The sequence below is a fragment of the Halorubrum sp. C191 genome (genome assembly GCF_002727095.1).
Taxonomy (GTDB): domain Archaea; phylum Halobacteriota; class Halobacteria; order Halobacteriales; family Haloferacaceae; genus Halorubrum; species Halorubrum ezzemoulense.
In genome coordinates, this window is the sequence record NZ_NHNZ01000029.1 from 245 (window position 1) to 13731 (window position 13487).

The 13487-nt window shown below is 54.7% G+C and carries 11 protein-coding genes; 8 read left to right on the forward strand and 3 right to left on the reverse strand.

Annotation, left to right across the window (positions count from 1 at the left end; genetic code table 11):
* The 7 genes from Z052_RS02415 to Z052_RS02440 all read left to right on the forward strand — a co-directional run.
* A partial coding sequence (locus Z052_RS02415; protein ID WP_099288737.1) for a hypothetical protein occupies positions 1-315 on the forward strand: 315 nt, incomplete at its 5' end.
* Positions 316-390: 75 nt separating this feature from the next.
* Positions 391-642 carry a hypothetical protein gene (locus tag Z052_RS02420; protein ID WP_089309245.1) on the forward strand — a complete coding sequence of 84 codons (252 nt, stop codon included), beginning with the start codon at positions 391-393 and terminating at the stop codon, positions 640-642.
* Positions 643-990: 348 nt separating this feature from the next.
* The gene (locus tag Z052_RS21345) at positions 991-1521 is read left to right on the forward strand and encodes an HNH endonuclease (protein WP_099288739.1); all 531 of its coding nucleotides are present in this window, start codon (positions 991-993) and stop codon (positions 1519-1521) included.
* Positions 1522-2605: 1084 nt separating this feature from the next.
* The gene (locus Z052_RS19655; protein WP_144049984.1) at positions 2606-2938 is read left to right on the forward strand and encodes a hypothetical protein; all 333 of its coding nucleotides are present in this window, start codon (positions 2606-2608) and stop codon (positions 2936-2938) included.
* Between the two features lie 1757 nt (positions 2939-4695).
* Positions 4696-4845, forward strand: coding sequence for a hypothetical protein (locus Z052_RS20105; RefSeq protein WP_158228660.1), 150 nt, complete (start codon positions 4696-4698; stop codon positions 4843-4845).
* Positions 4846-4947: 102 nt separating this feature from the next.
* Entirely contained in the window at positions 4948-5517 is a 570-nt protein-coding gene (locus Z052_RS02435) for a methyl-accepting chemotaxis protein (RefSeq protein WP_275094154.1), read from the forward strand.
* Positions 5518-6291: 774 nt separating this feature from the next.
* On the forward strand, positions 6292-7584 hold the full coding sequence (locus Z052_RS02440) for a Cdc6/Cdc18 family protein (RefSeq protein ID WP_099288741.1): 1293 nt from the start codon (positions 6292-6294) through the stop codon (positions 7582-7584).
* Between the two features lie 708 nt (positions 7585-8292).
* Here Z052_RS02440 and Z052_RS02445 read toward each other — a convergent pair.
* On the reverse strand, positions 8293-9525 hold the full coding sequence (locus tag Z052_RS02445; protein WP_099288743.1) for a PQQ-binding-like beta-propeller repeat protein: 1233 nt from the start codon (positions 9523-9525) through the stop codon (positions 8293-8295).
* Between the two features lie 801 nt (positions 9526-10326).
* Here Z052_RS02445 and Z052_RS02450 point away from each other — a divergent pair.
* Positions 10327-10674, forward strand: a complete 348-nt coding sequence (locus tag Z052_RS02450) for a DUF6788 family protein (protein ID WP_094519704.1) — start codon at positions 10327-10329, stop codon at positions 10672-10674.
* 234 nt (positions 10675-10908) lie between these two features.
* Here the strand turns inward: Z052_RS02450 and Z052_RS02455 are convergent, their stop codons facing one another.
* The gene (locus Z052_RS02455; protein ID WP_141213607.1) at positions 10909-12537 is read right to left on the reverse strand and encodes a sensor histidine kinase; all 1629 of its coding nucleotides are present in this window, start codon (positions 12535-12537) and stop codon (positions 10909-10911) included.
* 261 nt (positions 12538-12798) lie between these two features.
* Complete coding sequence (locus Z052_RS02460; RefSeq protein WP_094519702.1) at positions 12799-13230, reverse strand: TRAM domain-containing protein; 432 nt, start codon at positions 13228-13230, stop codon at positions 12799-12801.
* Between the last annotated feature and the right edge of the window lie 257 nt (positions 13231-13487).

Below are 13487 nucleotides of genomic sequence, written 5' to 3' on the forward strand. Positions count from 1 at the left end.
GAACTGCTCCTCCGGGAGGGCGTCCACGCACGCCAGATGCGGTACCGCTACGAGCAGATGGACGCGAAGCTCGATCACCCCATCAACAACCTCGGTGTGGGATCGAGCGCAACGTACGCAGTCGAGGACCGATTCGAAACAGTCAGCGAACGGTCGTTGCCCGCCGGCGTCGCTGGTGTGGAGTTAGCCGACAGCCCACTGCCGTACTTTCAGAGCGCCGGGAGCTATCCAGACCGATCGGACGAGGAGGCAGTTGTCCGGGACCAGGTCCTCGACGAACGGGATGCGGTCGGGGCAGGGGATGACGACGACTGATCGAGGGGGGGCGATGAGCGATATAACAAGAACGAGTACTTCACACTGAAGCAGCTCGGCACCCACCACCATCTGATGGTGATCGGGAAGCCGAACACCTACACCACAGACGAGAGCGAGACGAACGTTTCAGTCGATCCCGAGGAACTCATCATTGTCGGCGAAACGACTCGAGAGCGGTGGGAGGCAGAAATGGCCGAGTTCACCCTCGACCAGATCGAAGCGTACGAGGGCGGCACTGCGCCCCACTTCGACGAGGTCAACATTACTATGAGTACAACATCGACGAGCTTCGAGAATACGACGGAACCGTCGTCGACGGGCTGACCGGAACCGACACCGAAGCTGCTACCCCAAACCCCGACAGTCCCAACGACGAATCGCCGACTCCCGAGAGGGACTGTCTCCCGGTAGCTGTGATTTCTCTGTAGTGCGCTATCAAGAATGTTAGCTAGCGTGTATCGCGTCAGGTGGGCGGTGATCGGTCTGTGGAGTCTGTTTTTATTTCTCGATTTGGGTGAGGTGAACAGTCAAAAGGGAAGCACCGCACGGGAGAGAGCTCCCACAGAGCCGTCTCGATTTTCAACCAGTTTGCCGCTCGCGTCATAGTGTGGACACACACTGCCGGCAGGGTCCAGACGACCAGCCACGCGAGCGGCCATTCAACATCAACTAATGCGACCAGAACATCTTGAACAATCAGTCTTCGACCGTTGGGGCCAGCAATGCGTGGTCTGCGGTCGAACCGTAGAAGAGTGGCTTGAAACTAACTCCGGAGCGCGCAACCAGGACAAACTCTCTTTTCACCACGTCAACGGCGACGATACGGATCAGCGTGTCGAGAACGTGATCCCGCTGTGTCAGAGCTGTCACGTCCACATCCACAAGGTGGACGAGCCACCCTACCGGATATGGCATCGACAGCTCCCGATCGAACACCGTCATGCATGGAACGAGTACCACCACGAATACTACGAGGGGCCACGCCTGACTCGTGAAGAAGCTGTGAACCAGTTCGGCGACGATGGGGGCGTCCCAGTGAGTGTAAAGTATCTCGTTCATGAACGCGAGGGCTTCGACCCTGATGAGTTTGAAGCACCTGATATCGACTTGCTTCCCGACGATCATGCTGACGATGATTGTGACGAGTCCGCCCAAGACGACGATGGCAGCGACTGTGACGACGACGGCACCGCCACGTCGTAGCGGCTGATCTTAGCGGTTATTTTTCACGGTAAAGGGTCTCTGCGCCCACTAGAGTCGACTTTTAGAAAAGTGTTAAACTTCTTATACGGTTAGGGATAACCTCAAACTAAGTATGCCCTGGTAGCGTGGAGAAACCACCTGTCGCATGCGGCAGGTAGAGGTGAGTCAAGGGTTACAACCCATGTAGGTCGCCTAAGAAGCGATCAGGCCGTCACCGTGGTCGAGCCACTCACTCCAGTTGGGAAGTAGTGGCTTGGGCGTCGGTCGGCTGACAACGGCATCTGAAGTACATGATTCACTCGGTACTACCGACTGCGAGGCTCCGAGGCGGATGTTGACGGGGAACTCCCGTCGATAGTGAGCAACACTGTAGCTACCCCCCTCCTCCAGCCGACAGGCTGTCGATTGCGCTTTACTGCTCTTACTGGCTACGGGAGCACCCCCGCCGGGATTACAGGTCCTGTGTTGAGATCTATTGGTTTAGGAGAATGGTGAGCACGCTCTCGTTCAGATCTGTTCAGTAGTCACAGCTGACAAGTGGACAACTGGTGAACCGTATCCGGTCGGAGAGAACAGGGGTTGGAGCCTGCTTGGGTGGGTCGCTGCGAGACGAGCCGTTTGTAACTCTCGAGTGGGGTGAGGTGGGAATAACAGGGGAGACTCAGCCACAGCCCAGCACACGATGGTGCTGACGTGGTCGCCCGCCGTTCCCGCCTTGACCACATGAACGGACGTTACAACATACTACTGCCACGTTGTTTCGACGTTCAACTGCGTCTCGCTGGCTCCCATGGAGGCAGCGATGACTAGTCCCCGCCAACGCATACGGGAACGGACGGCTCGCGAAGCACTCGATATACATCTCGCACACGCACAAGCAATCATGCGGTGTGAGTCGACTGTCGTCCGTGCGCATCTTGAGGCAGCACGTGAGCAGTGTCAACGCCTTCCACCGACACCGATTGTTGAGTGTCCCGTCTGCGGAGCGGCCGGTCTACCAGAACGGATCGCCGACCACGGCTGTCCCGTGGAAACTCACAACGACTGAATTCCCCTGACCTCTCACGTTCTTACAACACAATCTATGGATAAGCAGGAACGAACATTTCGGTCTAACGCCACCGATGAGGGCTTCGACATCTTCCACGGCCGTGAGTACATCTCCTTCCGCACAGATAGCCACCTCGCGCCAAATTCAACAGTAGTTGAACAGCATCTCAAGGGAAAAGAAGCCGTCATCCTCGCGTACAACGAAGCCAATAATGAGGTCGCACTCATCCCGCTATCAGCAGATTACGATCGGGGTGATGTCTACTCGCTCAAACGCAGCGATGGGAGTACGGTAATCGCCGCAACAGGATTCTTCAAAGAACACGATCTCTCCGTGGACCAAACTATTCGGTATTCACCGGAATAGAACGGCGACATCGGCGGCGATAACGTCCCTGGTGGGTTGGTTATCGACCTCGATGAAGACGGAGAGATCTACGCGGCTGCCCACCATCAACATCTACTGACGAGACCTAGCACGGCTACACACCTAAGTAGGCTCCCACACAAACACGATAGATCGCCGGACTGTCTCTGTCCGTAGACAGTCGACGTGCGCTCCGAGACCAGCTATTCTTTTTGCGTCGTTCGTCCCGTCTCTAGATCGACCCGACATCAGCCATCGTAACACAGCCCAGTACTCTAACCCCCCTCTGCGGATACTTAGTCTAGGAAACGAACCAGCGACACATCAGCGTTGAATTGGAGACGAACTGGCAATACATCACCGTAGAACTGGAGACGAACTACCGGCACATCAGCGTTGAATTGGAAACAAACTGGCGACACAACAGCGTGGAACTAGAGACGAATTAGCATCAAATCCCCGTCCTAACAGCTCCAAGCCAAGACTTTCAGAAAGCAAAATGCGGATCGCTGTTCGGCGAGAAATCCACTTCCAGCAACCACAGCTTTTGCCCGTTATTGCTACCACTACCAGGCATTCTATCACATCTCATATGCTTCTAGCAGAAATTCTGGACTATAATCACAAGACAGCACCGGGATTGCGGGAGTCCTTCATGAAGTGCGTAATGACAAGACGGCAGCGGGATTACCGGGTATCCTTCATGAAGCGATTCTGAATCCGGCAAGTGTTGGTCGACACACCGTAATGACAAGACGGGAGCGGGATTAGCGGGGTGCTTCATGAAGTGCGTAATGACAAGACGGGAGTGGGATTGGTGGGGGTGTTTCATGAACCAAATGTGAATCTTGTGAGTAGCAGCCGATCCCGCATAATGACAAGACGGGGGCGGGATCGCGGGGATGCTTCATGAAGTACGTAATGACAAGACGGGAGCGGGATTGGTGGGGTGCTTCATGAAGTAATTTTCGACCCAACAACCCCCGGCTAACATCTTATAATGACAAGACGGTAGCGGAATTCGGGGTATCCATAATTAAATATATATCTATATTGTTAGGTCATCTAATGACAGGAAGGCGGCGGGATTGCGGGGGGTGGTTCATGAAACCGCTACCAGCCAAATCAGTCTCATACGTTCAGCCATACGACAAGAGAGTTTTATAGACTCTATTAACGAACTTGGGGTTGTCTAATACGTTCAGCCGAATTCACACAATTAGGGTTCAGGGGAGATGAAGTTCAGTGGATAGTCGCGTAGCGAACGGTTCGGGACGGAGCCGAGAAACGGAGGCGGGAAAGTGGGGGAGGCGGGAGGCGGACAAAGCGAATACTATCAGAGATATGATAGTGGATGGAACCCTCGGAGAGCGGCGCAGAGGACCACGGAAGAGCCACGACCAGTGTCGGCGACGAAGCGAGACAGCAACGACTGCGAGGTAGCAGGAGAGCTTGACTCGGAGGACCGACATCGAACGAGGGACGAACCGGCCACGAAGGTCGATGACGGACCACCAGCTGATCGATAGCACTCCAGAGGCGAGCCACGACACCACCAGCAGGACTGACCCGGCAGCAACAACCTGACGAGCGATGGGAAGTGAGAATCGACCAGCGACGACCCTCGGCGATTAGACGAACGACTAGCGAAGTCGGCCCGACGACCAGGAAGCAACACAGCGACCTCGACCACCATCAAGAACGAACCACCGAGCGCGCGACAACATGGAGGGACCGCCGAGACGACACGACACCCGATGACGAACAGCGGCGGCGTGGCGACGACAGAAGGTGGGGGCCAGATCACGATGCGAGAGTGCGGGGTGGGAGGCGCGGTCGACGACATCGAGAATCGCGGTCGCGATGTGAGCGGTGTGGTGTGGGTGGGCGGGGAGACGCGACCGTGACCGTACCAGATGTGACGCGACGGTGGGGGCGGAGGCGACAACAGCGAGACAGCGATACTACGGGAGCGGCGAACCGACGGGGACGGCGAAGGAAATGACGACATCGCGGACCTCAAAGACGAGTTCGAAGAAGTCGAAGAGCTCGTCGGTGTGATCAACGACATCGCCGAGCAGACGAACATGCTCGCGTTGAACGCCAACATCGAGGCGGCACGCAGCAACAGCGACGGCTTCGCGGTCGTCGCCGACGAGGTGAGGAACCTCGCGAATCGCTCGCAAGACCAAGCTGACGAGATCGAAGATATCGTCGCGAGGATCAAGGAGAAGGCTTCCAAAACGACCGCCGAAGTAGACGCAGCCAACGACGAGATACAGTCTGCGAGAGACGACATCCAAGCCGTCCTCGAGAACCAAAAACAAATTCTCACGGCAGTTGAGCAAACTGAGAGTGGGATCAGCGAGATCGCGGAGGCAACAGACGAACAGGCAAGCGTGGCCGAAGAGATATCGAGTGCCGTCGACGACGTCTCCGAACGAGCGACTGTCGTGAGCGAGGAGATCGCAGAGATCGCGGCCGAAAACGAGAGCCAGACAGAGATGGTCTCGGATCTCACCCGACAGGTCGAACAGATTGACCGCGAACTTGCGAGTGTGATGGACACGTCTGTCTGAGAGGTCCACGCCCCGCAAACGAACCGGCACACCCCAAGTTTCCGCTGTAAATCCCCGAAATATCGATAGTTCAGACTGTCTCCCACAGCCGCATCTCCAAACTCTACACACGGGGACCCCTAGTTTGGAGTGAGGTCCTCAAAAGCCAAGAGACGATCCAACCACGGCCAGAGACCTGAAAGGTCTACAGATTAAAACACGAAGTATATAAAAGTGGTATAGCTCTAACTTCTTGTTAGGTCTAATAGACAATTACAGCACTTTATTCTCCGTTTTTGTTGTTTATTTATTGCCTTCACCATTACTTATATTATATAGTACTGTAGTAGTGTAGAATACCTCGAGACGAACTGCTGGTGAGATTCTAGATCCCCCTCTAGTCTAGTTCTCCATTGAAAAGACGGTTTGAGACAACCCAAACAAGACGGGAAGCGAGAGCCAAACCTAGATCGAACTCACGCTACAGACCATTTCGTCTGGAATCTCTCGGTTCCATTGCGCCACCAATCCTCTTGATACACTCACTCCAAACTGGGGGTCCCCCTCTGTATCAATTTCTCGACAATCTCACTCCAAACCGGGGGTCCCCTATATCAGATTCCCAAGGTACTCACTCAAAACTGGGGGTGGGGTGAGACACTTCTCACTCAAAACTGGGGGTGTAGACTGAATTCTTATCCCCGACAAAACCCGAGCAGAAACCCACACACTCGGCAAACTCACTCCAAATCAGGGGCGGCAAATTTATCACCCCCACGCACAATTCCAAAAATCATGGGTGACACAGGCGAAAGCGGGTTCTCGGTCGACCAGGTGATCGGGAACTCACCACGAATCTTCCAAAACAAGTCCCTCGTCTCGGTCGGTACTGTCCCCGACGAAGGCCGAATCGTCGGGCGGCAAGAGGAGATCACGAACGTCGCACTCAGTCTCGAGGACATCATCTATAACGATGTTCCAGATAATATCCAAATCTACGGGAAGACCGGCACCGGGAAGAGCCTCGTCTCACGGCACGTCTCCTCTAAAATCGCTGAACGTGCCCAAGAAAACGGGGTCCACGCGACCAATGTATACGTCGACTGCAACGCGAACAACACGATCACCCGCGCTTCACGAACACTATATTTCTCAGTTTTCGACGAACTAGACGAGAAATACGGGGTTAAGGCACAACCTAGTGTCTCCCCGCCACCTAAGCGTGGGGTAGGGTGGAAAACATACACCGAGGAGCTCTGGGATATCGTCGACGACTACTACGACGGGCTCGTTATCATCCTCGACGAGATCGATCTGCTCGAAGACTTCAACAACCTTCTCCATGCCCTCTCGCGCGCCCGTGAAAACGACGAGATAGAGACCTACATCTCCATCGTGCTCATTAGCAACAAGACGACACAGTTCCGAAACAAGGTCAACCAGCGCGTCAAAAGCTCGATGGGCGGGTCCGAATTCGTGTTCTCAGCGTACAACGCTGACCAGCTGGAGGACATCCTCGAGAATCGTCGCGATGCCTTCGAGGAAGGCGTCCTCGGTGACAACACGATCGAAAGAGCAGCAGAGCTCGCAGCCGACGAACACGGAGATGCCCGAAAAGCGATCGAGTTACTGAACAAGGCCGGCATGATGGCCCGACGGAACATGGATGAGACCGTCACCGAGAACCACGTCACCGAGGCAAGAGACCTCGTTGAAGCGGATCTCCTATCGAAAAGCATCAGCACACTCCCAGACCAAGCGAAACTCGTCTTGTATACACTCACAAAGCGGCTCGATGGGAGGGGTGACACCGTCTCAACGTCGCAAGTCTATGACCGCTACCAGACTGTGGCGAAAGACGTCGAGTCAAACGTTCTTGGCTACCAACGTGTCTCAGACCTCCTAGACGAATTGGAGTTCCTCGGGGTGACAATGAGCGAGCGAAAAGGTCGCGGCGACAGACGTGGAATCAAGAAGGACCATGAGCTGAACCACCGTCCTGCGATCGTGCTCGCAGCAACACTCGCCGAAGACCCACGCCTACAAACCCTCGAGAGCGTCTCCTCACCCGAGGATATTCTCCAGTGAAATCCTGAGACACAACCGCGCAGGGTTCGAGAAATCACTGTAATTTTTGTATGATACATATATAAACATATATAAAGTATAATACTATATTTGCGTGGACTGGTGTCGAGAACTGAGCCCATTAATACCCGGCTCTATTGGTAGATCGCGATGTGACCGGCTCGCTTCTCGGCAACCGCCGAAGCTGGAGAATTAGAGTTTTCTCGCTCAAAATTAACCAGCCGACATATGTGATTCTACGTCTAGGTAGTCAGATCGATAATATCAGCTGTCTCGAATCGCTCCTGGGAGACACCCAGTCGGCGGAGTAGCACGCGCCAGGAGATGTCTCGTGCCCGCTATTCACCCATTGATAGTGATTACTGTAAGTTTTTACCGCCGTGACGATCCGTATCGGCATTGAGGGCGGCTGAATAAGCGTCCCTCGACGCCGCCTCTGAAACTATTCGCAGTAATCACTATGAGTCGTGATTTCGAAGCGTTCACTCGTCGATCACATCATCAACTGTACCGGCTGTTGTGACCAATTTGCCTACTTCGCGCTCAATGGAGTCTTCAACTGTGTAGACGACAAAAAAAGTAGAGATAGCTTGCTGTATCAGACCAGTTGTCAGACATATATGACAAAACGGCATGGTGATGCGCCCAGATTCGGAACCGTCCGTACCCACCAGAGGGGTATCGATAAATACAGTTGAGACACTGAGCTTAGCCGTTCGAATCGACATCGCCGAGTACGGCCAGAGCGCCGGTGCTGCTGGTCGCAAAGAATACGGCACCGCCGACGAGGATCGGTGGGATAGTCACGGAGTGAAACGAGTCCAACACGTAGTTCCACTGTACGTCCCCCGTCTCGCGGTCGAAGACGGTGATCGTCTCACGGAGTTCGGTAGAGACGTACTCGGATCCGTCGACCATGGCAATCACCGTGTCGCTCCCGATACAGAACCCCTGGGCGTACACATCGTCGTCGTGTAGCACCCGCGTCGTTTCGGCCGCGAGATCGACCGCGAGTAGCCCCTCGGCGTTCGCCACGAACGCTGTCTCCCCGTCCACGGCCACCGTCGTGCTTTCCGTCCTGTCGATCTCGGCCAAGCCGATTTCCTTGGTCCTCTCCCCCGTTTCGGGGTCGTGGACGCCGAGACTGTTCCCGTCTACGACGAAAACGCCCCGCTCGGTCGCTACCGGATCGGCGCTCGTCGACACCTGCTCCAGTGCTTTCGTCCAGCGGGTTGTTCCGTCCTCGACGTCGAACGCCGCGACGCTGTCCGTGCCGTCGACGGCCCCCACCGCGTAGACGGTGCCGTCGTGGATCGCGGGCGTGACGCGCTGCTGTGTCACCCTAGCCGTCTCCCAATGTGGTTCGCCGTTCTCCGCTCGGAAGGCTTCGAGGCCGTCACGGGATGGAACGACGACGACACCCGACCGTTCGTCGACGGCGAGCAGTTCCGGAGTGTACGTCGGCCTCCCGCCGGTTTCGGACTCTTCGAGCAGCTGTCGCCAGAGAACGTCACCGTTCTGTCGGTCGAGGGCGACGAGCTCCTCGTCGTACGCCACGAGGAAGCGTTCGTCGACGAGCGCCCTTCCATGGTCGCCGTCCCCTTCGAGAAGTGTCCGCCACTGTTCGCTACCATCCTGTGCGTCGAGTGCGATGGCGCTTCCCTCGTTGCTGGGGTCGAAGTTTGTGGTGTAGACGATTCCGTCGGTGATCACCCGATCCCACCGTGTGAAAGTCGCCGACTCCCACGCTAGGTTTCCCCGCGGAGGTGCGGAAACATCCGACACAAACGTGTTCGCGCTGTTTGCCCCGTGTTGTGGCCAAGTCCCGTCAGGGACGGCGGGCAACGGCGTGTCCGGCCTGCCCAACGGAAGGACCGATAGGCACCCCGATAGTGCTGCGGTACCGACACAAGCCGTCGCGAGGAATGTACGCCGGTTCATACGGGCGATTGACGGGTCAGTGACCGAAGTCTCGTGCTTTCTGGAGGGCGCATTCCTGTCGTCGTTCGTTTGGGTAGTGTTTAAATACTCATGCTTGATGTGTAAGCGCGTTCTATCAGCTAATTCAGCTATGAATTCACGGAATAAATGTCGTGACAACTCTTCTATGACACCCTAACACCATCACTAGAAATCGTAGCTGTGTGGTGGCCACTCGCGAACCGTGGTCATATTGCCGTCCTAGAGAAGTACTTTCACTCCGCTCACCCGAAGTATAAGTTATAGAGCGTGTGATTTTGAGGTGAGGGAGCAAAGCTGAGTCGGTCTCACCGACCGAACCAGCTATAAAACACTGTCACACGCTCCCTCTCCCCCTGAAAAGAGTTGCCGATCTCGTGAGAATGACCCCCGATAATCCAGAGACGGTCCGTGGCACCTGCTCATTCTGTGGCGATACAGTTACCGGCCGACACGCGATCATCGAGTATGAAACAGATAGCGGTAGACCGGGCGTGTGGGCCGAATGCCCCGGCTGTGGCGAGATCGTCGATCCCATGAATGCTCAGTAAACAGTTCATCCGGCAGATCGTCAGTCTCGAGCCGTCATCGACAACGCACCACGAGTGCCGTCACTGTGGATACAGCGTGGAGAAAGACGTCGATGAGTGTCCACAGTGTGGCTCTCGCGAAATCGCGGCCTACGATCTCGAGTAATTGCTGAGGTGGTCACGGTGGGGAAAGAAGGTTCAATACCTTATGTAGCACCCGAGCGCTAACATGGCTCCAATTGTTACATAAGGTATGGAGCAGCCGTCACCACCCACCTCGCTCCCGAAGTATCTCGCAGAGGGGCTCCCCAAACAGGATACGGAGACACTCCAGGAGGTGCAGAACTATATTGAGGCGCTCATCGAGTATCGCGACCAGTCGGTCGACACTGACGACCTTCCCGAGGCTGCCGAGCCCGTTGAGGAGTCCGATAGCGAAGGAAGCGGGACCGTCGTCAAAGAGAAAGTTACCTGTGGCGACGATAGCTGTAAGTGCGCCAGCGGAGACCCCGCGGATATGCACGGCCCGTATCTCTATCGCTACTATCGTGAAAACGGGACGATGAAATCGGAGTACATCGGTAAGCCGGGAAGCGAGTAGGGTGGATCAGGATAGTCGGGGTTCCAACGATCCCATAGGGTGTCATAGAGGAGTTGCCACGATATTTATTTCGTGAATTTACAGCCGAATAAGCCGATAAAACGCACTTGCGTATTGACTGTCAAAAATTCTGCCAGCTCAACGAGAGGTTCAGCTACCTGTGCGAGATACAGGACGCGTATCTCGTACGGTGGCAACTAAAGGAACTTGACCTCCTATCTTGTAATCACCAAGTTACTCTATCTCAGATGCTGCGTTATCGGGAATGTCAATTCTTACGGTCGTTCCGTTATCTATTTCAAATAAAATGTCTCCGTTAAGTATCATCACTGCCAACTTGAGTTGCCACAATCCTAGTCCAGTCGTGTGTTTCAGTGGGTCTTCTGTACCTCTGTCTAGAGCGTTGAGTTCCGCTACAGGAATCCCTGGACCGTCGTCGCTAATGATCACGCAGTAGCCTCCCTCTGAGGTTGTGATCGTTACTACCACCGACGAAGCTGCGTAATTAACCGCATTTTCTAATGCACTTTCGATCGCGCTCGTGGCAGCCCGTTGATTCGTGGCTATCATAGCCGTTTCCGGCATGTCGGTAGTGACGGTCACGTCCGTGCTCGAAAGACGGTCTAATACTGCCTCTACTACTTGCGTGAGATCGACTTGACTGCTAGATTCTTGGGCCGAAACAAACTGATCGATCTGCTTTGCTTGCTGACTGAGAGCAACAACGTCATCGGCAGCCCCAATGATCGATGAACTGTGTTCCTCCACGTTACTTGGAAGGGCCTCAGCGTGGCTCTTTACAATATCCATCCGGTTTCGAAGGTTATGTCTAAGCACTCGGTTCAAAACGGACAGTCGCTGTTGGCTGATCTCACGGTCGCTCACGTCACGAAAGCTGAGTACACTTCCAAGCCTGTTGCCATGTGGACCGGTAACGGCTGATAGCTGCGAATCGTACTGTCGAACCCCAGCAGACGTTTCGAGAGAGATAGTCTCGCTAGCCACGATTTCGTCAATCTCGTACCCTATGACGTCGTCAATTTTACTATTTAGAAGCTCGCTCCGCGTCGTGTCGAGTTTCTCGACGACGATCCGGTTGCTCTGTATGACTTGCTCATCTGCATCAACGACAAACATTAGATCGTCTGTCTGTTTGATCAGCGCCTCTTCACCGAGCGTTCCGACTGCCGGAATCGAATTGAAGAGACCATACCGGTAGCGAGCACCAGCCAAGCCTGCACAGACGGTAATCGTCCCGGCATCAAATACAACCACCATCGCGGTCGCTGTTATCTCAAAGGTTGAGAGGTTCCAGAGCAAGAACGACCCGATAGGGATGGCTGAAAGTGATAGACCCTGCTGTAACGAGAAACGAGCGTCGTTTTTATTTTGCCGAAATAACAAGTAGCAGCCGGAAGCAACCAGCGAAAGTACATACGCAAAAACGACTGTGGCAGTAAAGCCTGTAATCGCTGGTGGTAATTCAACCGGACTTGCTTGGAGACCAACACGGAGTGGGACTAGCAACACCGGTACTGTCAGTGCCACTATCAACCGACGACTGATCGCCGGACGCGCTCCGGTGTACTGAAGCGTAAATACAAACCACGGCGCAGTCATCAGGTTCCAGGTCACAAGTGGCAGGAGCAACCACACCTGATCATTCGTCTCTGGACCCGGAAGCCACGGTATAATACCGACTGCTGCGGTGAGAACGCTTCCAACACCCAAGATGCCGACAGCCGTTGCCAGTGCGAGACGACCGAGCTGTGGATCCATCCGCAGTACTGAATAACTAAACCAACACAGCCAGCCCCCGGCAAAGAGTCCGATAATCAAGAATCCGTATATAAGCGCTACCACGTATGAGAGATAGTATCAGATCATTATACCATTACCGATTGAAACTGCGCAAAATGTAGAATTGCGTCTATTTTGGACGGCCCTCTACTGCTGAGCTGACGCTCTGTATCTCGCACGACTTTCCTGACAGGTAGCGGGGAAGTACGCGATCGGTACATGAATGCCCTGTACTGAGCGATCCACAGGTCAGTCAACAAGGTGTGAGAAGAGTTCTATGACACCCTCATCCCAGTCAAATAGACATGTGCCAGTAAAACGACGTTACAGCGCCCGTGAGTCGGGTTCGACGATACTGGCGAACGCGACGTTCTCTTTGACTTGCTCGATCTCGACCGACAGCTCATCACCTGGTTGTCCGCCGGGAACGATCACGACGTAGCCGCGTTCAACCTTCGCAATGCCGTCACCTTGATCACCAGTCGTCTCGATCGTCACGTCGCGGATTACACCTTCGTCTACGGGAGGACCATCCGACGTCGGAGTTGGTTCTTGCGCAGCCGATTGGGGTTGCTCTTCCTGAGTCTTCTTGCTTGCCGAGGATTCCGATTTCAAGATCGCGACGCGATACGTTTCGTCGGCAGCAAGCGCGTCGTGTTCAATTTCACTCGCGGGGACATCCACGATATATGAGCCATCACGTTCTTCGATTTGAGCACTGAACAGAGAGCGAAGCGAATCAGAAATCTCGATCATCAGGTATCACGAGTTGTAGCTAGTCAACGTATCTAAATCTCGCGTTTCGCGCTACTCTGAGGTGGTAATCTAGTGTATGCTGAAGAGACCACGCAGATCCCGAACAGAAACTCCTCAAAAGACTAGTGCCGCTTCAACGCTGGACTGCTAGAAACGACTGATAGACGGTCTGTAGGGTGAATCTAGCAGATCACAACTGAAGGCCCACTACCCTCTCATCGTCGAGGTCGTGCGAGCGTTAGGCCAACCCAGTCTCG

What these genes read in the sequence shown, in the direction of transcription:
- Z052_RS02420 (WP_089309245.1), top strand. Translation starts at nt 391, where the DNA reads ATGGTGATCGGGAAGCCGAACACCTACACCACAGACGAGAGCGAGACG.
- Z052_RS21345 (WP_099288739.1), top strand. Translation starts at nt 991, where the DNA reads ATGCGACCAGAACATCTTGAACAATCAGTCTTCGACCGTTGGGGCCAG.
- Z052_RS19655 (WP_144049984.1), top strand. Translation starts at nt 2,606, where the DNA reads ATGGATAAGCAGGAACGAACATTTCGGTCTAACGCCACCGATGAGGGC.
- Z052_RS20105 (WP_158228660.1), top strand. Translation starts at nt 4,696, where the DNA reads ATGACGAACAGCGGCGGCGTGGCGACGACAGAAGGTGGGGGCCAGATC.
- Z052_RS02440 (WP_099288741.1), top strand. Translation starts at nt 6,292, where the DNA reads ATGGGTGACACAGGCGAAAGCGGGTTCTCGGTCGACCAGGTGATCGGG.
- Z052_RS02445 (WP_099288743.1), bottom strand. Translation starts at nt 9,525, where the DNA reads ATGAACCGGCGTACATTCCTCGCGACGGCTTGTGTCGGTACCGCAGCA.
- Z052_RS02450 (WP_094519704.1), top strand. Translation starts at nt 10,327, where the DNA reads ATGGAGCAGCCGTCACCACCCACCTCGCTCCCGAAGTATCTCGCAGAG.
- Z052_RS02460 (WP_094519702.1), bottom strand. Translation starts at nt 13,230, where the DNA reads ATGATCGAGATTTCTGATTCGCTTCGCTCTCTGTTCAGTGCTCAAATC.